Raw genomic sequence first — 24,318 nt, 5'->3', positions numbered from 1 at the left:
GCGACAGCCTCTCATACAAGTTGCTCTTTGCACTCTGAGACAGATGCCACCCTTTCGCTGCCGCTCTGGGGAGCTGTAGTCGACACTCGCTGCGGTCGATTACAGCCATTCCGCAAACGAGTCGCTTTCACGGCTCCGTCGGATGTACTCCTGTTGCATGCCTTCGATTGCGTTCTGGAAGTCATCACCGTCTGCGAGTCGCTCTCGAACCTGCTGTTTCTTCCACGCACTTGGCGTCAGCCCAGCCGCCACCCGCGCTTCGATCGGTGCGAGGTAGTCGTCGATGGCGTCGCTGGATAACCCGCTGAGCTCCAGCCCATGACGGGCGTACTCGAACAGTTCCGCGAAGACCGCATCGCTGTCGGCGGTCTGCTCGCCGTTGGCGGTCACCCATGCTAACTCGGCGTCGATGCCGTCAGCCACCGCCGCATAGAAGCTCTCCTCGGCGGCCGCCCAAGGTAGTGTCGTCAGCGGGTGATCGGCGGCGACGAGGCCACGAACCCCACCGACGACAAGCGCCTGTAGGCCGATGATGTCGGTGACCGTCGGCTGTGTTGGGATCGGGCGGTACTCGATGCGCAGCGAGTGGGTGTCGTTGGCGTCGTCGATGTGGTCGCCGCCGACCACACAGCGCAGCCACCGCCAGTAGGTACCGCGTTTGTGGGTGAACTCCCAGAGTCGATCCGCGAGCGTCTCGCGGTCGCCGTCGGCCAACCACTCCCGAAGGAATGGTGCGTAAGGGTCGTCGTTGACAACGCGGTCGACGATCTCGCTCGTGGCGTCGATATCTCGTGGCACCCTGACCTTCAGGTGGGCGGTCTGATTGACCGACTGCTCGAAGACCGCGATCCGGAGTTCGTGTGGTGTCTCGTCGACGACAGCAGCCGGATCGGCCGTCTCGTAGCACTCGGCCGGCAGGAACGGTGAGTTTGCTGACAGCGCGAGCACGGGGCCGAGCGTTCGGATCGCGGTGTTGTAGTAAGCCGGAACCTCCTCGGCTGTGGGGATCTGTAGGTGTGGCTGGATCGAGGTTGCCAGCGACTCAAAGAGAATCGAGGGGAAGGCGGTCTCGACGCCGGGGGCCGAAAACGGGATCTTGTCGCCATCAGCGTGGGCGAGGGCGTCGTTGTCGATGGCGACATAGCGAGGGTACTGCCGCATGTTGTCGGCAAACACGACCCCACCGCGCTTCTCGGTCGCCGACAGGTAGGCGACAGCCCCCTCTGCTGGCGGGATCGTCCACATCGCATCGAGGACGATCTCTCTGTCGTGGTCGTCTGCGGCCGCCCGCGCCGCTGCGGTTCGCTCGCGGATCTCGTCGGCTTGGGCAGCAAGGCCGGCCTCGCTGAGTAGCGCTGGCTCGGTGTTGATCTCGATGTTGTGCAGGCCGAGCTCTTTGTTGGCCGCCGGCTCCTCGAAGACGGCTGCCGGAAGGGAAGCGAGTTGTGGGTGAGTGGTATCGCCCGCCCCAACCTCATCGACAGCCGCGGGCTGTCTATCGTCACTGACAGCGTCGTCGCCGACGGCTACCGCATACGCTTCCAGTTCAAGCCCAACCGCAAAGTCGGCGTTATCAAACTGCCCGTCGCTGATGGCTGTGCGAAGCCACTCGGCCTGTTCCGCCAGCCGCTCGCGGAATGTTGCCGCCGTCTCCGGGCTGAGCGACCGCCTGACCAGTTCGGCGGTGTGTGCCTGTTTGTCAGTCATCGCGTGCTGCTCCTCTCGGGGCCACCACGATGCGGGTGACAGCTGGTCGCTGTGGGATGTCCGTCATTGGGCACTACCACAAGCGAACGGGAGGTCGGCGGATAATTCTTGCTGCATCGACGGCCGGTACTGTTCGGTTTCCTATCCGATGAGGTTGTCTACGGTGGTTGCGAACACTGGGTTTCGAGCCGTTTCACGCCGACCGTGACCGGTTGTACGCCACCACGGCACTGGTATCGACGCGATGACACGCCGTTTATGTAGGATCACCGATAGCACTCAGATATGAACGAGAAACGCATCGTTGTCGCCGCCTTCGGGATCGGGGTGGCCGCGACCGTCGGCTATCTCATCTCCCGGTTCATTGCTGCCTTCACGATCGCCGTGTTTCTGTACTACTCCTCGCGGGGGTTCTACACCAAGCTCAGCGGGGTACAGCTGCTAAATCGGTTCGGGATGCCGCGACAGCTTCGGGCGCTCACGACGATCTCACTGCTCGTGGTGCCGTTCGTGCTGTTGATCAGCTATACGATCGTCCTGCTCGTCTTGGAGGTACGGAATTTCGTCCAAACCTACCCGGTTGTCGAATCGGTGCCCGACAGCGTGGCGTGGTTTGAGGGCGTTACTGAACTCCCCTCCCTGACGTTCAACGGGATCATCAGTGCGTATCAGGCCGGCAAACTAGAACCGTTCATCCAGTTTGGCGTCGACCATGCGGCGTTTGCGACGAGCCTTGTCAGCGGCCTGCTGTTGAACCTCTTTATTATCGCTGTCGTTACCTACTATCTGCTTATCGAGGGGTCGACCTTTCGGGCGTGGCTGCTCCGGTTTGATGATGACGATCTCGCCCGCGAGTTTTTCGAGGCCGCCGACGCGGAGTTAGAGGCGGTGCTGTTTGGCAACCTGCTGAACGTGATCGTGATCTCGCTGATCGGGGCTATCGTCTTCATGGGATACAACGCCGTGGCACCCGGTGCGGTCGAGGTGCCCTATCCCGTCCTATCCGGCGCGTTGACGGGGATTGCGAGCCTGATTCCGGTAATCGGGATGAAGATCGTTTACGTCCCGCTGGCGATCTTCGCGGCTGTCCCGGTTGTTCTCAACGGCCAACTTCCGCTGTTGGTGTATCTTGTCGGCTTTCTTGTACTCGCGATCGTCGTCGTGGATACGATCCCGGATATCGTCCTCCGGCCGTATCTGAGCGGCGACCGAACGCACGTCGGACTGCTCATGCTGGCGTACATCTTCGGCCCGGTCGTGTTGGGATTTTATGGCCTGTTTTTCGCCCCGATGGTGTTGGTGATCGCGCTCACGTTTGCTGATACGGCACTGCCGCGACTGCTCGGTGCTGAGCCACGCTAACACGTGACAACTCCGGTCGTTGTCGACGGCTCCGCCACAGACCATGTCCCGACGCGAGGTTTTTGTCCCGCTCGCGCCACGGTTATCTGTGGCACCCTTTGACGCGGTTTGCTTCGATCTCGACGGCACGCTGTGTCAGCACACACAGGACACCCATGCGATGTACGAGCAGGCCTTCGAGCAGGCTGGCGAACCGCTCGTCGGCGAGCCGGCGGCCCTCTGGAACGCGCTGTCTGACCCGCCGGATCACGACGACCCGGTCGGCTACTTCGCGGCAGGAGTTGCTCGTGTGGCCGCTCAGAATGGCCGTCCTGATATCGACACGCTTGCGGTCGCCCGCGCGTTGCGGTCGGTGATCGACGACCGAGCTGTCAGCCTCCTGCCGGGCGCAACCGACGCACTCAGCGCAGCATCGGCCACCGGACCGATCGGGGTTGTCACCAACGGGCCGAAAGCCCGCCAGCGGACAAAGCTTGAGGCGTTGGGGATCATCGATCGCTTCGAGACAGCCGTCTACGCGGCGGAGCTTACCCGCTCGAAACCCCACACCGAGCCCTTCGAGCAGGCTGTTGCCGATCTCGACGTCGCTGTGGAGCGAACGCTGTACGTCGGTAACTCACTGGGTTATGATGTCGCCGGTGCTCAGAACGCCGGCCTCCCGGTCGCGTGGCTGTGCGGCGACGACGAGCGCGGCGACTACGATCCGGAGTACGTGATCGATTCGCTTGGGGAGTTGCCGGCGATCCTGCGAGGTGAGTCGTGAGCGACCCGCTGTTGGCACAGGCGTTTGACGATGGCTCCGTTCGGGCCGCGGCCGCAGCTGCGCTTGGAACACTGACGGCCCCGCCGGCAGATATCACACTGATCACCCGCGGCAACCGCAAGAAGACGGCGGTCGCGCGATTTTCGACACGCGGGCCGGTTGTCGTTCAGCTGTCGACCGAGCCGATGTGGATCCGCACTGAGGCGGCACTGCTCGAAGCGATCCGACAGCGCACGTTCGTGCCGGTGCCACCCGTGTTGACAACAGGGATCCAGGATGGCGTCGGCTACATGCTCACCGCCTACGTCGCCGGCACCGACCTCCACACGTCGTTTTCGACGGTCAGTGACGCGACACGGCGAACCCTTGCCCGCTGGTTTGGGCGCGCACTCGCTCGCTTACATGAGGCCTTTCGATTCGACGCATACGGTCGACTCGAACGCAGTGGGTCGGGGTTTGCGGCCACACGAGATGACCGGGAAGCGTGGTTCGAAGCCTACAGTACGCGTGCTGTCAATCGGCTGCCGTCGGCGTTCGACGATCTCACCGCCGATCTTCGAGGGCTGCTCTCGTCGCCGCCGGCGACCGGCCACACGCCGCGGCTCTTCCCATGGGATTTCCGCCCCGGTAACGCGTTGGTCGCCGACGACGCGGTGACGGCTGTCCTCGACTGGGAGGCCCCGTTGGCGGCTCCGCCCGCATTGTCGGCTGCCAAAGCCGAATACCTTGTTGCGGACTGGTATGTTGACGATCCCGAACCGCTCCGAACGGTGTTCAGAGAGGGGTATGGGTCGGTCAGATCACTGTCGGCGGTCGCCCCTGCCTATCGTGCCGCCGCAATCGCCGCCAGTGCGGTTGACTCCGATGGCCGGGTGACGAACCCACGGTATCCACCTGTCGACCGTGAGGCGGCGATCGCGTTCCACCGAGACGCGCTGCAATCGGTGTTAGCGACGGTGTGAGCGAAACCGTTTAGCCTACCGGTAGGTATGATAACTCGTGAGCAACGTCCCGCAGGACGCGCCACCGCGGTGTCCGGCCTGTGGTCGGGCCTACGCCTCGGTGAGTGCCCACCGTGACAGCCTGATGGTGAACCTTTTCGACAACGAGCGGTACCAGCGCGTGTGTTTTGAGCCGACATCACAGGACGGCGACCCATGTGTGTACTTTTATCATCACACCCACGAGCAGGCGGAACCGTCGGAGGGCACCGAAACAGCGACGACCGGCTGAGCTGTTCACACCCGCATTCCGGACGGCAGCACGGCGGACACGGCGAGCGGTGATTCTCTGTCGCTGTGGTATCGAGCGACCGTATCAGCCTTCTGTTGATCGATGGCGAGAGGTTTCACGCTGCCACGAACAGAGAAGGGATTGATGGCCCTCCAAGACCGCTACGACATCAGTGGGATCGAACTGGCTGACGACACCTACACCGTTATTCAGGGTGTGTTCCGGAACAAGTACAAAGCCGTCGACGCCGCCGGACAGACGGTTCTGCGCGGGAAACAGGAACTGTTCAAGCTCAAAGAGACGTTTCCGTTTGTCGACGACGACGGCACGACGGTGTTCACCGTCACCGCCAGCAGCGTCATCGACATCGCCGGCGACTACGTCCTGTCGGGCGCTGCGACCGACGAGCCGGTCGTGATCCTCGACAACGATTTCTCGCTGCTACAGGATACATGGACGATCCGCGATCCGGAGACACGGGAGGCGTTGGCGATGATCGACTCCCGTGGTGCGGCGGTGACGCTGGCGCGGAATCTGCTCCCGTTCGGCGAGCTGATCCCTCACAAATACGAGATCACCGACCCGCAGGGTGGCCACGTCGGCTCGATCGACGGCCACTTCACGCTCCTCAAAGACACCTACGAGGTGACCATCGACGACACCAGCCGCGTGCCGAAGGAGCCGATCATCGCCGCAGCGATGGTGATCGATGCGATCCAGGGGAACTGAAGCGACTGTTCGCGTCGATTCAAAACGGTTCAGAGGACGACTGTCTCAATAGCGTCGATACCGGCGAAATCCGGATCGCCGGAGTAGAGCACGTCACAGTCGTCGTGGACGACAGCAGTGGCGAGGTGGATTGCATCCGCGTACGACAGTTCTCGCTCGTCGGGATTGTAACACTTGGCCCGGAGTTCGGCTGCGTATTCGGCGATCTCGTCGACCAGCGGTAGACTCTCGATGTGCTCGAAATCGTGGATCGCATGGATAGTCTCTTCGGCGGTCGTATCGTTCTCGACACGCCGAACGCGGTAGGAGACCTCTACGATGACCGTTGGGGCGATAAGCCCTCCAGTATCGTCGGTGTTCGCCCGCCGGATTACTTTCTCCGCCGCCTCGGCTTTCTCGCCGTCGAAGACGTATTCGAGCCAGACCCACGAATCCAGAAAAATCACGACTTCTCCTCAGTGAGATGGGAACTCCATGCCGCCTTCGATTCACGGCGCATCCGGTCGATATCGATCTCGTGGGCCGACAGCTGGTCTTGAATCGCCCGCAGTCGCTCCATCGGCGGTTCCTTCGGGCGGACGCGGAGCGACCCGTCGTCATCGAGGATGAACTCGATTTCCGTCCCCGCTTCGAGTCCGAGCTGCTCCCGAATCCGCTTTGGAATCGTCACCTGTCCCTTGCTCGTGAGCGTTGCGTTGTCTGAAACAGCCATTCTTACGCTAAATACGTTCCTTACGCATATAAATATACATTACTGACAGAATGGTCGCAGCAGCCCTCGTCGGCTCTCGGCTACAACGAATCACCGACTTCGGCAGCCTGCGTCCGGGACGTACCTGAATTCATCCACTCAAAGAAGACTAGAGTCGTGTGGAACAGCCGATATCGGTGGTCTTAGAGCCTCAAACAAGACCTCCTAATCGGCTAAGAATCAAGTGGAAAACGAATGGGCCGACACGGATTTGAACCGTGGGCCTCCCGGTTATCAGCCGAGCGCTCAACCTGACTGAGCTATCGGCCCCAACGCAACTGCTCGTAACGGGGGACTCTGTTTAACAGTTTCCTTTCGCCACCGCGACTCCGTCAGTCGGTTTCGGTGAACAAGCCGCCGGCATTGACACGGCGGTTAGGACTCTCGGCTGTTGTCGTCGTTGACCTCAAAGTCGACATCGACGTACTCCTCGTCGTCCGCTGTCGACCCCTCAGCCCCAAGCGGATCATCGCCTCCGATGTCGCCCGCCCCGGGGCCGGAACCGCCAGGGCCGCCGTCGACCCCACCGGAGCCAAATGGGCTGTTGTCGCCGTTGCCATCAGGAAAGCCGAACGTCCAGACGTTGCCGGTAGCGAAGCCGTCGGTCTTGTTGTCGATGTAGGGGACGACCACCCAGCGCTTGAGCGCGATCCGGATCGGGTACCGCGTCGGTGGCAACACGAGCAGAAACCCGATGAGGTCGGTGACAAGCCCCGGCGTGAGCAAAAATGCCCCCGCCGCGATCAACAGCCCGCCGTCAAGCAGTTCGTCGGTCGGTGCCGACCCGGCGGCGGCCTTCTGTTGGAACCGCACCAGCGTGTTGCGGCCCTCCGCGCGAACGAGGATCATGCCGATCAACCCTGTCAGGACGACTAACGCGACCGTTTGGAGGGGTGTGAGCCACCCTGAGCCGACGATGGCGACGAGCACGAAGGCGTCGACCAGCGGGATCAACAGCAACAGCGCGAGCAGGGAGCGCGTGCGCATACCCGCAGTTGCGGGCCATCGCTGATAACGTCTTTCGTCGCGGACGAAGGGCTTAGGCAGCGGCCCACCCGAACACCGGTATGAATGATTCGACGGCGGCCGCGGCGGCTTCGGAGTCCACACGGGTTGAGTGGCGAGCGTGGGGTGCCGACGCGTTTGCCGAGGCGGACGCAACTGAGACCCCAATCTTGCTGTCGTTGTCGGCGACGTGGTGTGGGGCCTGCCACGAGATGGACGCCCGTACCTACAGCGAGCCACGGATCGCCGCCAACATCAACGATAGCTTTGTGCCGATCCGGGTTGATGTCGACCGCAATCCGCGTGTCCGGGAACGCTACAACATGGGCGGGTTTCCGACGACGGCGTTCCTCACCCCCACCGGTGAGCTTCTGACGGGGGCGACCTACCTCGGGCCCGATGGGATGCGGAGCATCGTCGACCGGATCCGGCAAGTGTGGGATGAGAAAGGCTCGGCCGCGGGCCGAGTGCCGCGCGCCGTCGCCGATGAGCCGACGCCAGCCGACGACCTCGACAGCCGGATCGAGGAACACATCGCCGGCCAACTCACCGAACAGTTCGATCCACACCACGGCGGCTGGGGCACCGACGCCAAGTTTCCGCTCCCCCGAACCATCGAGTTCGCACTCAAACGCGAACCCCAGCAAGCCCGCCAGACGCTTGATGCCATCGCCCAACACCTCTATGACACCGTCGATGGCGGCTTCTTTCGGTTTGCCACCGAGCGCGACTGGTCGGACGTTCGCCACGAGAAAGTCCTTGAGACGAACGCCGCACTCGTCCGCGCCTTCGCCAACGGCTATCTGTACACCGGCGAGGACGCCTACCGCGAGCCCGCCGGGGCCACTATCGATTATCTCACCGGCACACTGTGGACGGGTGCCGCAATCGGCGGCAGCCAAGGCCCCGGACAGGGCGCGAGCTACTACAGCGGCGACGCCGACGACCGGGCCGACCAGCCGGGCCCTCGAACCGATCTCACGGTCTTCGCCGGCGGCAACGCACTCGCCGCCGACGCCCTGTTGACCTACTACGCCTACACTGACGACGACCACGCCCGCGAGTACGCTGAGCGCATTCTTGCCGCCGTTGAATCTGACCTCATCGATACCGACAGCGGCGTCGTCACCCATTACCGCACCGATGATGCGGTCGGCGAGGCCGACCTGCTTGCGGATGCTGCTCGCGTTGTCACGGCATGGAGCACCGCCCAACAGGTGCTTGGTGACGATGACTACACCGCGGTCGCAACGGCTGTCGCCGACAACGCGCTCGAAACATTGGGCGACGGCGCGGCGTTCCGCGATGGCCCCGCCAGTGGCGACGGGCTCTGTGACCGCCCGCTGCGACCCATCGACACAGGCACGGAGTTTGCCGAGGGGCTGTTGGATCTCGCGGCGATTACCGGTGAAGACCGGTACCGCGAGGCCGCCATCGACGCCGTCGAGGCCTTCGCCGGCGCGTGGGATCGCATCGGCGTGCAGGTCGCGGGCTACGGCAGCGTTGCCGCCCGACTCACCGGCGGCGACCTCGTTGTCGACGTTGGCGATCCGGCCGGCTCGGATCTCCACCGTGCGGCGCTTCGGATCGCTGACCACGAAGCGGTGGTTGTCCCTAATGCCGCGGACGTAGAGCCCGGAACCGCACGTGTCCGCGGTAGTGATGAGGTAGCAACAACACCTGAAGCGCTTATGCCGCAGGTCGCGGCGTCCGTTGATACCGATATATAATAAACCGCCGGTGCGTTTTTGTTACCACGCCCTGACACCGAACTATGGCAAGTCTCCGTGACCTCGGGCTGTCGGAGTATGAAGCCCGAGCGTATCGTGCACTGCTCCGGAGTGGGCCGACAACCGCCAAGGAGCTGTCACGAACAAGCGAGGTACCGATGGGTCGCATCTACGATGTGCTCAACGGGCTTGAACAACACCGACTTGTTCGGAGTCAAGCCGCCAGCCGGCCAAAAAAGTATGTTGCTGTCGAGCCCGATGTCGGCTTAGATCGCTTACTGGAGGCCAAACAACAGGAACTTGACGAGCAGGCCGAGCAGTATGCCGAAACCGTCGCCACGTTGATGAACGATCTGGAGGCGACGGCCCCGGTCAACGGCCAGTTTTGGACGGCGGCGGTCGGGCCCGAAGAAACACTGGAACTGCTGGTCGAGCGGATTGACGCAGCTGACGACTCCCTGCAGGTCGCTGGCGGCACACCGGCGGCCGGTCTCGACCTCCAAAACGCAAGTAGCCGTGTCGTCGATAGGCTAGAAGCCGCCTTAGAGCGCGGTGTCGACGTCCAGTTGCTGGTCACACCGACGGTCATTGCTACCCTCCCCGATGAGACGATCGAAACGTACGACGCACGGCTGAATGACCACGACAACTACGCTGTTCGCACACACGATACAATCGAGGGGACGTTTACGCTGATCGACGGTATTGAGGTCTGTTTGGAGGTGCCGAACCCGCTGGATCCACAGCAGGCGTTTGCGATGATCGACCTCAAGGATCGGAGCTTTGCGGCCGACATCGGAGAGGTCTTTCAACCACGGTGGGAGCGTGCTGATCCGCTCCAGTTACCAAAACAGCACTGACCGCTCTCAGGCGGCTCCGCTCAGCTCGGCGCGAAGTTGCCCGATCGTGACCTCGCGTTCGGCGTGGGCATTGTGTTGGTGGATCGATTCATCGTTCGACTGGCGGATGTAGACAACGGCGTCGTCAGACAGCTGGTCGAACTGCTCGACGGCGCCCTCCGCCAAGGAGCGGACACAGTCCTCGACGAACTTGGCATCGGAGTGGGCGGCGAAGGTCATATGATCCTCGTCGGGGCGTTTCGCCATGTTGTAGATCCGCGCGCTCATCGCATCGCGGGCGATGTCGATGATATCGCCGAGATCCACGTCGGGGCTGCCCTCGCTGGTGATCGTCAGCGTCGCGTGGCCGCGCTGAGAGTGACCGGGCTGGGGGACGGTATCGAGAAACTTGTCGATGATCTCGCGTTCGACATCGAGCTCTTGGAGTCTCTCGCGGGCGCGTGATTCGGACATCCCCTGTGAGCAGGGACAGACCGTCATCCCTGTGACCTCCGCGCCGATCTCCTCGTGGGTGCCGTCATCGGTGGCGGTCGCACTGGCGATGATCGTCGCGGTGTTTTGAGTCGGCTTCCCGCTGGCCGGCGTCTCCTCTTTTGTCACGAGGTCAGCGGTCATCTCAACGGTCGCCGTTGAGGTGTAGTCGTGTTTTGACAGCAGGCGTTCGGCGGCCTCCCCACAGACATCCTCGACACGGTAGGCCTCTGCTTCGGTTGTCTCCTCTAAGATCTCATCGATGACCTCCATGTTGCGGCTCATATCGATCCCCTTGCGACCCCCCGGGAGATCGACAAAAACCTCAAACTCGGCCATCAGGACGATCGGCCGCTTGTTCTCGCGTGCAAGCTTAACCAGTTTTTCGACACCCGTTACGCCAACCTGACTGAGCCCGACGGCCACATCCGGCTGGGTGGCCTGCACATCGGGCAGCTGGTGACTCATCAACCCGCTTAGGTCTGTCGTGTGATTAGTACTTTCGGTGCCCTGAGCAGGTCGGACATAACCGTCAGCGTGACCACCGTGCAGCCATCTACGTCGCCGCAACGAGATTGATGACGCCGATGGTCTCCGCCAGCACCCACACGACAAAGAGCCCATAGGCGGCAAGCAGCGCGTACGCCTCCGGCGTTGTCAACGAGAGATCGGTTCGAAGAAACCCAAACAACAGCACGGTCGCCAGCGTGAGTACGCCAAACATCGGGACAGCGACGGCGAAGTTGATCGAAACGGTGCCGATGAGCAACACCCCGATCGGGATCGCTACGAGAAGATCAAACGTATTTGAGCCCAACACGTTGCCGAGACTAGTGAGCCCTCTCCCTTCGCGGGCGGCCCGCACGCTGACCAGCGTATCCGGCAGGCTCGTCACCGCAGCGATGACCGTCACCCCGGCCAGAAACTCCGGGATCCCGAAGGCGTGAGTGAGAAACTCAACAGCAGCCACAAGCTGCTCGACGCCGACAAGGATCAACAGCAGCCCACCGGCCAGCGTCGCCCACTGCCGGCCGATCGCGTCGCTGAGCTCGACCGCACCGGTGTACTCGCTGACATCCTGCCACTGAATGAAGAGATACAACCCATAGAGCAACAGCGGGATTATCGCCAGCGGGCGGGTGACCTGTCCTGAGAGGGGTGGTGTGTCGGGGGCTGGAATATAGATCACGCCGAGGGCGAAGGTGATCAACAGCGCGGCGACGGCGATCATGTAGAATTGGGCTTCCTTGTAAACGAGCTCCCGGTTCGTTTCGAGGTTCCCGGTCGCCGCCAGCCCGGCCACAGCGGGGATAACGAGGATGTTGAAGATGGCCGATCCGACGATTCCGCCGACGCCCATATCGAAGACGCCGGCGCGAGCGGTGACAACGACGCTGGCAAGCTCCGGAAAGCTTGAGCCGACGGCGACGACGATCGATCCCTGGATGACCGGCGGCAGCCCGTAGTGTGCCGACAGCTGTTCGGCGGATGACTCCAGCCAGCCGCTGCCGACCCAGATGACCGCGGTTGTGACGACGATCATCCCGACGGCGACGGCCGGCGACGCGGACAGCAGGCCACCGAGCATTACCCTCGGCTTCCGCGTCGGGGGGGTTAACACTGTTTACTCGGTGACTGCGCTGTGGTTGTGGTAGCTTCCCACAACCCTGTGTGGCGGTTGGCTCCCTACAGCCCAGTCGGGCGTGTTCCAAGCTCGACTTGCACCGTTTGTTCGCGCCCATCCCGCAGCACCGTCACCTCAACTGTCTCACCGGGGCTGGTTTCTAAGGCAAGATAGCTCCCTAACGCCTCGCTTGTTTCGATTGTGGTGTCGTCGACCGCGCGGATCACGTCGCCGCCGATGGGAACGCGTTCGCCGTCACCGATCGTGATCTCGCTACTTGGTTGCAGTCGACCGTCGCTTGGGCCACCGGGTGCAACGCCAACGACGAGTAGCCCACGAGAGGCTGGCAGGTCGTTGACCCGGGCGACCGTCGGCGTTACGTCCTCGAAGGAGACGCCCATGTAGGCGTGGTCGTAGTCGCCGGTGGCGAGCAACTCGGGGACGACCCGCTGGGTGAGCGCGGCCGAGATACCGACCCCGATGTTGTCGCCGCCACCGGCGTTGATAACGGCGACGACATCGCCGTTGAGATCGACCAGCGGCCCACCGCTGTTGCCGGGGTTGACCGGGGCGTCGGTCTGGATCGCATCCGGGATCTCAAAGCCGGCCGGCGAGGGGATCGAGCGGTCGATGCCGCTGATAATCCCGCTTGTCATCGTCCCGTCGAGGTTGTATGGGTTGCCGATCGCCAACACCTGCTGGCCCACCGCTGGGTCATCGTCGGCAAACAACAGCGGGCTTGCTGTCTCGGGTACATCATCGACAGCGAGAACCGCAAGATCACTGTGAGGGTCGCTGCCGACGACCGTGGCGGTGCTCCACCGTCCCTCGGTGAATCTGACTCTCGCCGACTGTGCAGTGCCGACGACATGAGCGTTGGTGACGACATGCTGGTCGTCGTACATGAACCCGGTTCCTTGGCCGTCGGTCTCAACGAGAACAACCGAATCGATCGTCGCCTCATAGATCTCGGTGTCGTCCTCAGGCTGTGCGTCCGGTTGTGTCTCGTCGTTGTCGTCCGTTTCTGTCTCCGGTGATGATGTCGACAGCGATGAGCTACAACCAGCGAGCCCGGCGAGTACTGTGGCTCCGCCCGTGCGAATGATCTCTCTCCGCGTTGGCTGAGCACGCATATCACGCTGCCATCGGCCGTTACTATGTGGATATTTTCTGGTCGTGCCGATGGGCCGATCGTTGCTGTCGCCGATTACGGCCAGTCGTCTCGCGTTTCGCTGTCGAAGTGATCCTTGTCAGCTGACCCCGCGGCGAGTTCCCACTCGGCGGCTTCGGCGGCCTCTTCTAGGGGTAGGTACTCCCAGCCAGCGTCGTCGGCGATGGCCGCGTCGTCTTCGCCTGTCCCAACGAAGACGTGCCGAGGGGTATCGAACTGCTCGGCGACGTTTTCAAGACTTTCACCGACACCGCGGGGCCCCGAAAAGAAATCCTGTCGCACCCGGTGTTTCCGGGTAAAATTCGTCACGACGTAGGTCGGCTTCTCGCTGACAACGCCGACATACTCCGTCCACTGCCGGGCATCAGTCACCACAACCCCTGGATCCGCCAGCGATTGCAGGGCCGCAAGCTCGAATGCGAGGGTCATCTCGCCGCTGCCTCCGTCCATACCTGCGGTAACCTACGGGTGCCGAAAACCGCTTCGCTTCACCGACTGTCGCTGCTGGCCGGCGCGGTCGCTACTGCTTTTGTTCCTGTACCGGTGCGATGTCGTCGGCCTCGAACTCCTCGTTGAGCAGCGCCTCGGTCTGGTCGCCGACCGGGATCTCCTCACGCATGAGCTCCTTGTAGCCGCTCTGGGGGGCGAGATCGCCGATCAGCACGCCGCCGACGATCTTGTCGTCCTTGATAGCGACGCGTCGCCACTCGTTGTCGCCGTAGGCCTGTGAGACGTACTCGTCGCCGATCGTTGGATGGCCAAACGAGAGGAAGGGGAAATCGAAGTGGGTGATCGAGTACGACGACACCCACCGGAAGGCGTCGCTTTCGGGGGTTATCATGTTTTTCGCGGCGATGGTGCCCTGCTCTTTGGCTGACCCCCACGAGCCGTTTTGGGCGTGCTCACCGAGAATCGTGTCGTAGTACCGCGTCAGGTCGCCGGCGGCGAACACATCATCCAGGCTGGTGCGCATATACTCGTCGACGACGACGCCGTCGTCCTGTTCAACGTCGAGATCCTGTAGTAGCTCGATATTGAAATTAAGGCCGATGGCGATGCCGACGAAATCCGACTCGAACCGTTCGCCGTTGGGATCGATCGTCGCCTCGACGCGGCCTTCGTCGTCGGTCTCGAAGTGATCGACGCCGCTCTGAAAGACGGGTGTGACGCCGCGTTCCCGCATGGCGTCGTGCATGATCTCCGCGCCCGCCTCGGTGAGGGCGTACCGCCACCAACAGTCCCCGCGCATGAGGTAGTCCGCTTCGACCTCTTGGGCCCCACAGATCGCGGCGATGTCGATGCCGAGTAAACCCGCCCCGACGATGGTTGCCGAGTCGGCCGCTTCGATATGCTCGCGGATGTTCCGGGCGTCCTGGAACGTCCAGAAGTGGTGAATCCCGTCGGCGTCGCTGTTGTCGACCGGCAGCTGGGTCGGGGTGCCGCCCGTGGCGACCAGCAGCTTGTCATAGTCGATCGCCTCGCCCTCGTGGGTTGAGACGGTGTGACCGTCGGGGTTGATGTTGGTGACGACGGTGTTGAGCCGGAGGTCGATATCGCGGTCGGCATACCAGCTCTCGTCGTGGATCGAAATGGGGGCCTCGGGGAGTTTGCCCTTGGCGTACTCCTTGATGAGGATCCGGTTGTAGAGGGCCTCGCCCTCCTCGGTGATGACGGTGATCTCGGCGTCCGGGGCCTCCTCCCGGAGTGTCTCCGCGGCGGAGCTGCCCGCGATCCCGTCACCGATAACGACGTACGATGCTGTCATATCCCTGCGTTCGTGATCCGGGGTAAAGGAGGTTGCTATCGACACGGAACCGTTGACAACCGTCCATGCCGGGTGGCTGCGACCGGACAAACCCACGCTTTTTGTGGCTCCTGTCGGCGGGTTTCCGCTCGATTTCATCCCGTCGTCATCGCCGCTCGACTTCCAGCGCTGACACTGGTGAGTGTCTCACTGTGCCGTGGCCTTCAAGCCTATCCATCCCCAACAGCCGGTGCGATGAAGATACGCCAAAATCTCCGCCACTGGGCCGCAAAAAACGCCCTGACCGCGCCCGTGATCGGCGATATCGCCAACGACAAGCTGGTTGATATGCACACCGATATCTTCCTCGGAAAAGCCGACGAGGACGCCCGTGAGGCCCGCCGCGATCACCTCGATGGCTTCTTTGATGCGACGATGGACACCTACGTCGCCGCGCTTGAAGCCGGTCTCTCGGAGGCCAAAGCTCGTGAGATCACCCACATTCAGGCCAACTTCGATTTCTTCAACCACGGTTGGACGGAGATGATGGAGATCCCCGCCGAGGAGTTCGAACAGCACTTTCGGCGATACGAGGACTTTTTCAAACGCTACGGGATCAGCGTCGACGACCCACTCGGTGCGTTCCGCCCGGTCGACGGGATCCCGGATGCCCCTGAAACGCCGGAGCAGCGCGATCAGCCGGCCTACGAGAACGCCATCGCCGGCTTTGCCGACGACGTGTACGTCGAGGACGGCGACGGTGAACTTCACGTCGGCTCCGGAACCGCAGAACCCGCCGAGGCCGATCCAGCCAACGCTCCGGGGATGAGCGACGCCGTTGACGACGCCGAGCGCGCCGACAGCTAACCTCAATCGATTCATAACACGGGATTTAATCACTCCTCACCCGAATACCATCCATGGCTACCCCACGTGTCCCGGGCGACCGCGGCGAGCAGATCGACCTCCCCTGCGGCGAGTCGGTCGTCGTCACCGATCTCGACCTCGGGATGCGCGAGTACGACTGTGACTGCGGCACACCCCACGCTGTGGTGATGGATGTCCACCCGCCGGATCGGTTCCTCCCGGAGTTTCTGGTCGCGGTACTGCAGGAGGCGATCGAAACCACCAGCGAGGAGATGCCCGAGTTCGGAACTCCACACCTGCTTGGGATTGTGCTTGAGGAGTTCCCCGAACAGGTCGTCTCCTATGACGCCACCGAGGAGCCGGATGTTGGCTTTGCGCTTCTGTGGGTTGCGGATTTCGACTCCCGAGCACTACATGAGCGGATTGTCGAACTTGTCATCGAACTGATGGAGCATGCGGTCAGCCACGCCGATGACACCAGCGCGCTCACCGAGTTTGAGGCAAAGATGCACGAGTTTGACGTGGCCGAGTTTGTCGAGCAGTACCGCGAGGAGCGAAATCTCGAAGCGGAGTCGTTCACCACATAGCTGCTCCGTCGACTGTCACACGCCGCATAGTGAGCTGTTTCTTGTCAAAAATATGTCTATCTATCCTGTCGAATTGGCGGCTGTATCGACCATACAGCCGGCTGTCTGACAGTTGTCACACACAGATTGAAACCGATCGCGCGGTAACTGTGTGTATGCAGACCACACCGAGCGATTTCGACCGTGTTGAAGGTGTGCTTGCGGCCGCCGATGAGCCACTGACGGCGCGTGAGATTCTTGCGGCCCTCGAAGCTGATGATGACGAGACCAGCTTTGAGAGTCCACACCAGCTGGCGACGGTGCTCGGCCGCCGGGCGAAAACCGGTGGGGTCACGGTGATCGCCCAGCAGCCATACCGGTATACGATCGACGACGACTAACCGCTGGGTGTCGCCACAAGCGGGTCAGTTCCGCGGGACAGCGATATTTCTGATGGCGGCCCCACAGGCCGGGCACTGCCGGCTCCCGTTCGTTTCTTCGAGCCGCGCGCCACAGTCTGTGCATTCAAATCGGCTCCCGGCATCTGCCGCCGAGTGAAGCGTGGGAAAGTGAAGTGCCATATGATAATGATACGGGGTATGTATATAACAGTCACGGCGGTTTTATTGGAATGACTACGCACACCTTAGGGTATATTAATCCATTATTGTCTGATCGTAACCCAGATTGGTTGACTCTCTGGGTTTGAGCCCGGATGGATCGATACCCGGTCTACAGCTCGATCGACGCGATTGTCGCCAACTAAGAAAGCCTTAATCCGGTGGGCGACTCCCACATTGATATGTCAATTCGTCTCCGCCACCCCACGGAGCGCGTCTGTGAGCGGTGTGGGCGGACAGAACACTGGGATGCCGACGCGGAATCCTGGCAGGTCGCCACCGACAGCGTCGGAAGCATCTACTGCATCCACGAGTGGGATATCAACGGCTCGTTTGTCCCGTTTAAGACGTCAGCGTAACCACAGCGAAGCCTACTGTCGGCCCGCGGCCTACTCTGCTGGCTGAAGCGACTCAAGGACGCCAAGCGTTCCCTCGAAGTATTCGCCGTCGATCACCGTCTCGGCGGCCCCTTTTGCGTGCTCGTCGGCGTTGCCAACCGCATAGGAGTCGCCGGCAGCCCCAAACAGCGAGACATCGTTCTCGCTGTCGCCGATCGCCACGAACGACCCGGCGTCCAGCCCGAGTATATCCGCGACAGCGGCCAAGCCATCGCCTTTCTCAACACCCGGCGTCTTCAGATGATAGGCGTAGCCGGTGTCGACAACCTCCAGCCCAAACTCCTCGGCGACCGTCCGGAGCAACTCCTCGTCGGCGTCGACGTTGGCGGCAAGTTCGCTCTCCCGCCAGCGGTTTGTTGTATCGGCGGCATCCCAGCCGAGATCGCCGCCACGGTCTCGAAACGCGTCGATCGCCTGTTCGGCGCGGTCGCGGTCACCCTGAAATGAGACCTGCCCGTCGGCACACACAACGCCGCCGTTTTCGGCGACAACCTGTTCGGGAATCCCCAAAAAGTGACAGAGCGCAACCGGGTAGGGAAACGATTTGCCGGTTGCCACCACGATCGGTGCCTCCCACGCCGGCAACACCTCAAAGACCCGTGGATCGATCTGGTCGCTGCGAGTCGTCAATGTGCCGTCGATATCAAGTGCCAGCGGCGGTACCATACCCCTACTCGGCGACCCGGATAAAAAACCGCTCCGCCGCCCCCGTTTCACCCACGTGATCTCACATTTACTCACGCGGTGGCATCGCCGGCAAGATCGGATTCGCCAGCCGGTGTCGTGATGACGTTTTCCAGCGCGTCGAGTGCGGGTTCGGCCTCCCGCCCCTCAGCGTGCAGCGTTACCTTGTCGCCGCGGCGGACACCAAGCCCGGTGACACCGAGAATGCTGTCGGCGGCGACGGGTGGTCTGGTGTCGGCGGCTGCCTCGACCGTGATCTCGGCGTCGAAGTTACTCGCGGCTTCGACGAACGTGGTTGCCGGTCGCGCGTGCAGTCCATCCTCTGGGACAACCGTTACTGTTCGTTCCATGGGTTTTCTGTGACTGTCTGTGGCTTAGTAGTGGGTGGTTGCCGCCGTTATCGGCCTTGTTCGGCGGCGTAGTTTGCAAGCTGTTGTTCGACCGTTTCGCTGAGGGCGAGGAGTTCTTCTTCGGTGTCGCCAGTTTTGATATCCTCGTAGGCCTCGGCGACGAGCGTCCGCACCGTATCGAACGGCCCGATCCGCGCGCCGTTGGTTGCTGGCGTGTCTGGGCTGCCGAGCAACTCCTGGATCCCAACCTCGTGGCCCGGGTTTTCGCGGAACCAGCCGTCGTTGCGAAGCTTTTCGACGCCCTGCTCGTGTACCGGAAGGTAGCCGGTCTCTTGATGCCAGCGCGCCTGCTGTTCCGGCGCGGTCATCCACGCAAGGAACTCGCCGGCGGCTTCCTGTTGGTCGCGGGTTGCATCCTCAGAGACCCACAGCGACGCGCCGCCGACGATGAGCCCGACGCGCTCGCCCGCGGCGGGCATCCCGCTGACATTCGTCTCGAACTCCGCGCCCTCGATGATCGAGCCACACGACGAGGAGGAGCCAACCAACATCGCCGCGGTGCCATCGTGGAAGGCGTCCTTGGCCTTTCCGCGGGCCTCGATCCCGGGATTGTGGTACAGCCCGCGGTTGTCAAGGTCGGTCCACCAGTCGTAGAGCTCGACGCCGGCTTCGCTGTCGTAGAAGGCCTCGTCGGCCGTCCCCGCGCGACCGTTCTGTTTGTTGACGATCTCTTGGCCCGCGCTGGCAAACCACTGCTCGACGAACCAGCCGTAGTTGGCGAAGGTGATCCCGGTGTCGGTGACGCCGGCGTTGACCAGCTCCTCGGCGGCGGCGGTGACCTCCGCGAAGGTTTCAGGCGGATTATTCGGGTCGAGCCCAGCTGCCCTGAAGGCGTCCGCATTGATCGCCAAGATCGGCACCGAGGAGTTGAACGGCATCGAGTACAGTGTGCCGTTGGTGCGGTAGTAGCTCAAGACTGGATCGAGGTAGTTACGCAGCTGCGTTCGGCTCGGCAACACGTTTTCGACCGGCTCGAAAGCCCCGCTGTCGATGGCTTTGGCGGTGCCGATCTCGTAGATCTGCGACAGCGTCGGTGTGTCGCCACGCTCGGCGGCACTTAGCGTCGACTCCAGATTGCCACGGTAGCTGCCCTTGTTGGTCGCCTCGATCCGGATCCCGTCGGCCTGTTCCTCGAACTCCCGGATCAGATTCTCCAACAGCAGCCCCTTGTCGCCGCCCATCGCGTGCCAGAACTCGAAGACGGTCACGTCGCTGTCGGCGGCCAGCTGTGAGCTCACGCCGCCGAACTCGTAGTTGGTTGTGAGCTGGTTGAGCGAACTACTCCGTTCATCCAGCGTCGTCGCACCGGTCGACACCTCAGCCAAGGCAGTTGTCTGCTGTTGGGCGGCTGCCGCGGCGTTTTCGGTGCGGTTAGCCGTATCGTCGGCGATCGCACTCACGTCGTCGACCATCGCCGCCGCTTCCTGCAGTGAGTTGGCCTGCTGGTCGGTCGCCTTACTGATCTCTTGGACGCCGACGTTTGTTTCCTCGATGTCGTCGGCGATCTGCTGGAAGTTTTCGACCGCGCTTTCGATCGTATCGACGCCCGAATCGATCCGGTCGCGGGTTTCGTGCATCTCCTCGACGGTGGTATCGGCCTGCTCGCGGATCGTACTCACCGAGCTCTCGATGTCGCCGGCGGCCTCCTCGGCGTCCTCGGCGAGGCTTTTGACCTCGTCGGCAACAACGGCGAACCCTTCGCCGGCCTCGCCCGCGCGGGCGGCCTCGATCGAAGCGTTGAGCGCGAGGATGTTCGTCTGGCTGGCGACATCGCCGATGAACTCCGCGATCTCTTCGATCTCGTCGATCCGGTTGTCGAGTTCTTGGGTGGCCTCAAGCATCCGGGTCGTCCGGGTGTCAATATCGTCAAGTTCGGCAAGGGCGTCCGTTCCCAACTCTCGGCCTTTCTCACCACGTTCGGCGGCCTGTTCGGACGCCTTGGCGACCTCGCTGGCCGAGGACGCGACCTCCTGGGTGGCTGCTGACAACGATCGGATCTCATCGGAGAGCTCCTCCAGTTGGGTGTTCTGTTTGCTGGCATCGTCAGCGATCGCGTTGATCTCGCCGCTCATATCCTTGCTGGCGGATTTGACCTCTTCGACCCGCCCGGTGACACGATTTGTTGCGCCGGTTACCTGATCGCTGAAGTCATCAACCGTCTGTACCGTCTCGCTGAACTCACCGACCAACTCGTTGAACATCTTGGCGGTTTCGGCCGCCTCTGCCGGTGCGTCGTCCGGATCGACTCGAACGGTTAGATCCCCATCAGCACCCTCGGCCATCGCGTCGGTCAGCTGTTCACAAAACGCCTTCCACTCGTCGACTGACTCGCTGTCGTTGTCCGGATTCGGCACAACCTCGCCGCCGTCGGGGGTCGCGCCCGCTGGTTGTTCCTCGATTGTAAGGGTGGTATCAGCGATCGGCTCCGCCGTTGGGTCTGTCTCAGTCTCAGTAGCTGTTGGCTCTGTCTCAGCGACTGCGTCTGTTGACTCAGCGTTGGTTGTCGCATTCTCGGCTGTCTCATCGCGTCCAGACCGCCAAAACGCCGGAATAAAGCTAAACAGGCCAGCTGTGGTAAGGCTGGCTGTCGGGTCGCGCGTAAGCCACGCGACCCCGAGTGCGGCCACACAGAGACCGATTCGCCATCCATTACCGGCTAATATGCCGCTGTCGGCCCGCTGCTCCCGACGAGACGTGATCCACCGTAGACTCATAGTTACAACAATTACGGTATAGCGCATATAAATGTGTGTATCGGATTATCATGTTCAACCGCCTGACTCACGTTGTTCTACCTCGGGTCGGTTGACCGCAGCAGAGGCGACCAGCAGGCCCTACGAGCTACCCTCAGGTCTCGGCCAACTGCTCGAAAACGAGGGTCGGGAACCGTGGCTCTACGCGTGACGGTGGGCGGCCGGTCTCGGATGGCTGTTCGGCTTTCACCCGGCGGACGATCCCGGCCTCCGCAAGCTCATACAGCACGCGCTCGATTGTCGCCCGCGAGAGATCAAGTTCGTCGCTGCTGATCGCTTCGGCGGCTGCCCGCACCGAGCTGCGGGCGGCCTCCGGCAACTCGATCAACCGCCGGACGATGCGTTGCCGACTCGTCGGCAGCGACATGACCCGGCCGAGTGCGACACACGGCCGGGGCACTGCCGCCATCCCAGCTGCCAACGCCTCGTCGTCGATTGGGGTATCAGTATCCGCGCCGGCGGTCACCGCCGCGCCGAACAGCGCCGCCAGCGCGTCGTGGGCGTCGCCGTTGGCCCACGTTGCCACCTCGGCGAGCATATCGGTCGTCGTCGCCGATCGTAGCTGGGCGTCGGTGATCCGGCTGGTCAACACCTCGACAAGGGTGTGTTGGGTGTATGGCTCAAGATGTACCCGCGTGATCGCCGACCGGTCGCTGATCGCGGTGTCGGCGGGCTCTTTGCGGCCGATCGCCAGACAGCTAACCGACGACCGAAACGGCGCGAGCTGCTCGAACACCGTCCCACAGTCGAGTGTCTCGTGGTCGCCGACGTGATCGACGGCAACGACGACCTGTCGATCCCGCTGTGTCAGTTGTGTCGTAAGCCGGTCGCGCATCGTCGCGCTGCCGATCCCCTGTTTTGGCACCGTCTCCGCCGAAAGGGACGCAACGACGGTATGTAACAGCGCGAACGTTGATTGGGCCTGCCGGCTGTCAACGTACAGAAATCGGAGCTCGGTTGTTGGAGCCGCACGTGTTGAGGTGTACATCCGCGTCGACCGTTTGCCGTGCTGGCGGCTACACTCGGCAAACAACGCGCGGACGATCGCGGATTTGCCCGCGCCTTTCGGCCCCCAGAGATAGCCGTCGGCCGGACGGTCAGCCGTGAAGATGGGGCTGAGGATGTCCAGTAGCTGCTCGATGACGGCCCCCCGGCTAACTGGCTCACTGGGATGGCCCAGCGGGCTGATCGCGTCGTACTCCGGGTCGGCGTCGTCTGCACGCTGCCGACGGGCGATTCGGTCGTGTAGTTCCATAGTGTGCTCCCGGCGTGGTCAGTGCTCGATGTGGTTCGTGATCAGTACCGCGGTGTCGACGATCCGTGCGTTGGAATGAGTGAAAATCGAAGATCGATCAGCAGCCGACCGTCGCCGAGCGACGGTGTCAGCGACTCCGGCCCACCAACGGGGTGAGCAAGGAGTGGTTAACCGGCTATTTGAGCCGGTTTAGAGGCCGAGCGCGGTGACTGGTGCCCAGAAAGTTGTTCCGAGCACACCCGCAGCTGTCAGGATAGCTGACAGGAAACCTGACAGGAAGATACCGAACGCCGGCGGGTCAACGTGGGTCTTTCCGTGCATGTAGAAGACACGGTTACAGATCTCACCCATCAGTGCACCGAAGGCACCGAAGAGCCCGCCGAAGATCAACACGACCGCCGGACTGTAGCCGGCTGCCTGAGCACCCAGCGCACCGACAGCACCGGGCAGGGTGATGTGGTGGGTGACCGGGATGTTGTCGATACCGGCCTGCAGGAACACGAGGCTGGCCGCACTGATACCGAAACCGATCAGTGCACTACCAGTCGCCTGGAACGCGGCCGCGCCAAGGATGCCGCCGATGATCCCGATAAACACGACACCGCTCCACTGGTACTGCCACGGCAGCCAGATACCGGGTGCTTCGTCTTCGTCTCGCTCCCACGGGCCAACGTCAAAGAGGCCGTCACCGGTAACCTCACCGATGATGCTGTAACCGAAGGCAACGCGGTGAATCAGCGCGGAGACGAAGACCATCAGCGCGATGTTGTCAGTCGGGATGCCGACCGTTCGACCAAGGCCGGTGCCGACCAACCCGAGGATGCCGAAGATCCCACCGACGAGCAGTACGTCGGTCTTCTGGGTTCCGGCAGCCCACAGGATGTTCTTCCCGTCGTCGATGTAACCTTGTTTGGCTGCGTATGCGGCTGCGGCCGCACCAGCAGCGAAGCTGATGTGTGGGCCGAAAACCGGCCCGAAGCCGAGGTAGCCGGTGAACCCGCTGGCCGTTAGCGAGGCTCCCTCACCAGCACCATCGAGTCCGAGGGATGCTGTTGCCTGTCCAGCGATCACCATGAAGCCGGTGAAGATGAACGCCGGGAGTGCACCGATCGCGGCACCGAAGGCCCCACCAGCAAAGGCGGCGATGTAGAACGTCGGATCAACGAGCTGCGGATTGAGTACCATCGTTAGTCACCACCCGCGTCCTGTGCCCAGTCTTCGGATCGCTCGACGGCGTCTTTCCAGCGGTCGTAGTTGACCTCGATGTCGGCGTCCTCGTCGACAGGGAAGCGTCGGTCGACCTGCCAGTTGTCCCGTAGTTCGTCAACCGTATCCCAGTAGCCGACGGCGAGGCCGGCCGCGTAGGCCGCACCAAGCGCGGTCGTCTCATCCACCACAGGCCGGACGATCTCCGTGCCGATGATGTTCGACTGGAGCTGACAGAGGAAGTTGTTTTTGACAGCACCACCGTCGACACGCAGCGTTGAGAGGTCGATGTCGGCGTCCGAGACCATCGCCTCGGCGACATCTTTGGTCTGGTAGGCGATCGATTCGAGCGTGGCGCGAACGATGTGTTCGCGGCGCGTTCCTCGGGTCATACCGACGATCGTCCCGC

The 24,318-nt window shown here is 62.4% G+C and carries 27 protein-coding genes and 1 tRNA gene; 11 read left to right on the top strand and 17 right to left on the bottom strand.

The genetic code is table 11. The features are described 5' to 3' along the window. Nucleotides 1-99: 99 nt before the first annotated feature. Nucleotides 100-1,707, bottom strand: a complete 1,608-nt coding sequence (locus DP106_RS07040; protein WP_120084323.1) for a hypothetical protein — start codon at nucleotides 1,705-1,707, stop codon at nucleotides 100-102. Between the two features lie 285 nt (nucleotides 1,708-1,992). Between DP106_RS07040 and DP106_RS07035 the strand changes: the two genes are divergently transcribed. The 5 genes from DP106_RS07035 (at nucleotide 1,993) to DP106_RS07015 (ending at nucleotide 5,794) form a co-directional block, all read left to right on the top strand. Continuing rightward, nucleotides 1,993-3,069 carry an AI-2E family transporter gene (locus tag DP106_RS07035; RefSeq protein ID WP_120084321.1) on the top strand — a complete coding sequence of 359 codons (1,077 nt, stop codon included), beginning with the start codon at nucleotides 1,993-1,995 and terminating at the stop codon, nucleotides 3,067-3,069. Nucleotides 3,070-3,157: 88 nt separating this feature from the next. Then, on the top strand, nucleotides 3,158-3,832 hold the full coding sequence (locus DP106_RS07030; protein ID WP_120084482.1) for an HAD family hydrolase: 675 nt from the start codon (nucleotides 3,158-3,160) through the stop codon (nucleotides 3,830-3,832). Then, complete coding sequence (locus DP106_RS07025; RefSeq protein ID WP_205738897.1) at nucleotides 3,829-4,794, top strand: phosphotransferase family protein; 966 nt, start codon at nucleotides 3,829-3,831, stop codon at nucleotides 4,792-4,794. The genes DP106_RS07030 and DP106_RS07025 overlap by 4 nt, the downstream gene beginning before the upstream one ends. A gap of 37 nt (nucleotides 4,795-4,831) precedes the next feature. Then, nucleotides 4,832-5,065, top strand: coding sequence for a hypothetical protein (locus DP106_RS07020; RefSeq protein WP_120084319.1), 234 nt, complete (start codon nucleotides 4,832-4,834; stop codon nucleotides 5,063-5,065). A 144-nt stretch (nucleotides 5,066-5,209) separates the two neighbouring features. Beyond that, complete coding sequence (locus DP106_RS07015; RefSeq protein ID WP_120084318.1) at nucleotides 5,210-5,794, top strand: LURP-one-related/scramblase family protein; 585 nt, start codon at nucleotides 5,210-5,212, stop codon at nucleotides 5,792-5,794. A gap of 29 nt (nucleotides 5,795-5,823) precedes the next feature. Here DP106_RS07015 and DP106_RS07010 read toward each other — a convergent pair whose 3' ends face one another. From DP106_RS07010 to DP106_RS06995, 4 genes are all read right to left on the bottom strand, one after another. Then, nucleotides 5,824-6,240, bottom strand: coding sequence for a type II toxin-antitoxin system VapC family toxin (locus tag DP106_RS07010; protein WP_120084317.1), 417 nt, complete (start codon nucleotides 6,238-6,240; stop codon nucleotides 5,824-5,826). Then, nucleotides 6,237-6,506: an AbrB/MazE/SpoVT family DNA-binding domain-containing protein gene (locus tag DP106_RS07005; RefSeq protein ID WP_120084316.1), complete on the bottom strand. Its 270-nt coding sequence runs from the start codon at nucleotides 6,504-6,506 to the stop codon at nucleotides 6,237-6,239. Before DP106_RS07005 ends, DP106_RS07010 begins: the two co-directional genes overlap by 4 nt. 235 nt (nucleotides 6,507-6,741) lie before the next feature. Beyond that, nucleotides 6,742-6,815: transfer RNA gene (locus DP106_RS07000), tRNA-Ile, on the bottom strand. Between the two features lie 105 nt (nucleotides 6,816-6,920). After that, nucleotides 6,921-7,532 carry an FxsA family protein gene (locus tag DP106_RS06995; RefSeq protein ID WP_120084315.1) on the bottom strand — a complete coding sequence of 204 codons (612 nt, stop codon included), beginning with the start codon at nucleotides 7,530-7,532 and terminating at the stop codon, nucleotides 6,921-6,923. 80 nt (nucleotides 7,533-7,612) lie between these two features. Between DP106_RS06995 and DP106_RS06990 the strand changes: the two genes are divergently transcribed. Both DP106_RS06990 and DP106_RS06985 read left to right on the top strand, forming a co-directional pair. Beyond that, on the top strand, nucleotides 7,613-9,280 hold the full coding sequence (locus tag DP106_RS06990; RefSeq protein ID WP_120084313.1) for a DUF255 domain-containing protein: 1,668 nt from the start codon (nucleotides 7,613-7,615) through the stop codon (nucleotides 9,278-9,280). A gap of 44 nt (nucleotides 9,281-9,324) precedes the next feature. Next, entirely contained in the window at nucleotides 9,325-10,140 is an 816-nt protein-coding gene (locus tag DP106_RS06985; protein ID WP_120084312.1) for a TrmB family transcriptional regulator, read from the top strand. Nucleotides 10,141-10,146: 6 nt separating this feature from the next. On the opposite strand, the gene mptA is transcribed toward DP106_RS06985, so the two are convergent. The 5 genes from mptA to DP106_RS06960 form a co-directional block, all read right to left on the bottom strand. Further along, complete coding sequence (gene mptA, locus DP106_RS06980; RefSeq protein WP_120084311.1) at nucleotides 10,147-11,079, bottom strand: GTP cyclohydrolase MptA; 933 nt, start codon at nucleotides 11,077-11,079, stop codon at nucleotides 10,147-10,149. A gap of 88 nt (nucleotides 11,080-11,167) precedes the next feature. Beyond that, complete coding sequence (locus DP106_RS06975; protein WP_120084310.1) at nucleotides 11,168-12,199, bottom strand: sodium:calcium antiporter; 1,032 nt, start codon at nucleotides 12,197-12,199, stop codon at nucleotides 11,168-11,170. Between the two features lie 98 nt (nucleotides 12,200-12,297). Beyond that, nucleotides 12,298-13,368 carry a S1C family serine protease gene (locus DP106_RS06970; protein ID WP_120084309.1) on the bottom strand — a complete coding sequence of 357 codons (1,071 nt, stop codon included), beginning with the start codon at nucleotides 13,366-13,368 and terminating at the stop codon, nucleotides 12,298-12,300. Between the two features lie 74 nt (nucleotides 13,369-13,442). Next, the gene (locus DP106_RS06965; RefSeq protein ID WP_120084307.1) at nucleotides 13,443-13,856 is read right to left on the bottom strand and encodes a DUF7124 domain-containing protein; all 414 of its coding nucleotides are present in this window, start codon (nucleotides 13,854-13,856) and stop codon (nucleotides 13,443-13,445) included. A gap of 70 nt (nucleotides 13,857-13,926) precedes the next feature. Then, the gene (locus tag DP106_RS06960; protein ID WP_120084306.1) at nucleotides 13,927-15,171 is read right to left on the bottom strand and encodes an NAD(P)/FAD-dependent oxidoreductase; all 1,245 of its coding nucleotides are present in this window, start codon (nucleotides 15,169-15,171) and stop codon (nucleotides 13,927-13,929) included. A 234-nt stretch (nucleotides 15,172-15,405) separates the two neighbouring features. Between DP106_RS06960 and DP106_RS06955 the strand changes: the two genes are divergently transcribed. The 3 genes from DP106_RS06955 (at nucleotide 15,406) to DP106_RS06945 (ending at nucleotide 16,984) form a co-directional block, all read left to right on the top strand. After that, on the top strand, nucleotides 15,406-16,017 hold the full coding sequence (locus tag DP106_RS06955; protein WP_120084305.1) for a DUF6149 family protein: 612 nt from the start codon (nucleotides 15,406-15,408) through the stop codon (nucleotides 16,015-16,017). Nucleotides 16,018-16,070: 53 nt separating this feature from the next. Then, nucleotides 16,071-16,604 (top strand): DUF5815 family protein, encoded by a 534-nt coding sequence (locus DP106_RS06950; RefSeq protein ID WP_120084304.1) that lies wholly within the window; start codon nucleotides 16,071-16,073, stop codon nucleotides 16,602-16,604. A 155-nt stretch (nucleotides 16,605-16,759) separates the two neighbouring features. Continuing rightward, a complete protein-coding gene (locus tag DP106_RS06945; RefSeq protein ID WP_120084302.1) occupies nucleotides 16,760-16,984 on the top strand; it encodes a hypothetical protein in 225 nt (74 codons plus the stop codon). 24 nt (nucleotides 16,985-17,008) lie between these two features. On the opposite strand, the gene DP106_RS06940 is transcribed toward DP106_RS06945, so the two are convergent. Next, nucleotides 17,009-17,164 (bottom strand): rubrerythrin-like domain-containing protein, encoded by a 156-nt coding sequence (locus tag DP106_RS06940; protein ID WP_120084301.1) that lies wholly within the window; start codon nucleotides 17,162-17,164, stop codon nucleotides 17,009-17,011. Between the two features lie 221 nt (nucleotides 17,165-17,385). On the opposite strand from DP106_RS06940, the gene DP106_RS15805 reads away from it, so the two are divergent. After that, a complete protein-coding gene (locus tag DP106_RS15805) occupies nucleotides 17,386-17,562 on the top strand; it encodes an HEWD family protein (RefSeq protein WP_165857843.1) in 177 nt (58 codons plus the stop codon). A 30-nt stretch (nucleotides 17,563-17,592) separates the two neighbouring features. Here the strand turns inward: DP106_RS15805 and DP106_RS06930 are convergent, their stop codons facing one another. The 6 genes from DP106_RS06930 to DP106_RS06905 all read right to left on the bottom strand — a co-directional run. Next, complete coding sequence (locus DP106_RS06930) at nucleotides 17,593-18,267, bottom strand: phosphoglycolate phosphatase (RefSeq protein WP_120084299.1); 675 nt, start codon at nucleotides 18,265-18,267, stop codon at nucleotides 17,593-17,595. Between the two features lie 71 nt (nucleotides 18,268-18,338). Further along, nucleotides 18,339-18,635 carry an HPr family phosphocarrier protein gene (locus DP106_RS06925; RefSeq protein WP_120084298.1) on the bottom strand — a complete coding sequence of 99 codons (297 nt, stop codon included), beginning with the start codon at nucleotides 18,633-18,635 and terminating at the stop codon, nucleotides 18,339-18,341. Nucleotides 18,636-18,682: 47 nt separating this feature from the next. Next, nucleotides 18,683-21,409 (bottom strand): extracellular solute-binding protein, encoded by a 2,727-nt coding sequence (locus DP106_RS06920; RefSeq protein ID WP_165857842.1) that lies wholly within the window; start codon nucleotides 21,407-21,409, stop codon nucleotides 18,683-18,685. Between the two features lie 133 nt (nucleotides 21,410-21,542). Next, nucleotides 21,543-22,703: a Cdc6/Cdc18 family protein gene (locus DP106_RS06915; RefSeq protein ID WP_120084295.1), complete on the bottom strand. Its 1,161-nt coding sequence runs from the start codon at nucleotides 22,701-22,703 to the stop codon at nucleotides 21,543-21,545. Nucleotides 22,704-22,892: 189 nt separating this feature from the next. Next, nucleotides 22,893-23,888 (bottom strand): hypothetical protein, encoded by a 996-nt coding sequence (locus DP106_RS06910; RefSeq protein WP_120084293.1) that lies wholly within the window; start codon nucleotides 23,886-23,888, stop codon nucleotides 22,893-22,895. Between the two features lie 2 nt (nucleotides 23,889-23,890). Continuing rightward, nucleotides 23,891-24,318: FGGY-family carbohydrate kinase (locus DP106_RS06905; protein ID WP_240625339.1), on the bottom strand; the 428-nt coding region annotated here is incomplete at its 5' end.

Source organism: Halonotius pteroides (assembly GCF_003605635.1).
Lineage (GTDB): Archaea > Halobacteriota > Halobacteria > Halobacteriales > Haloferacaceae > Halonotius > Halonotius pteroides.
This window is presented reverse-complemented; position numbering and strand designations above follow the sequence as displayed.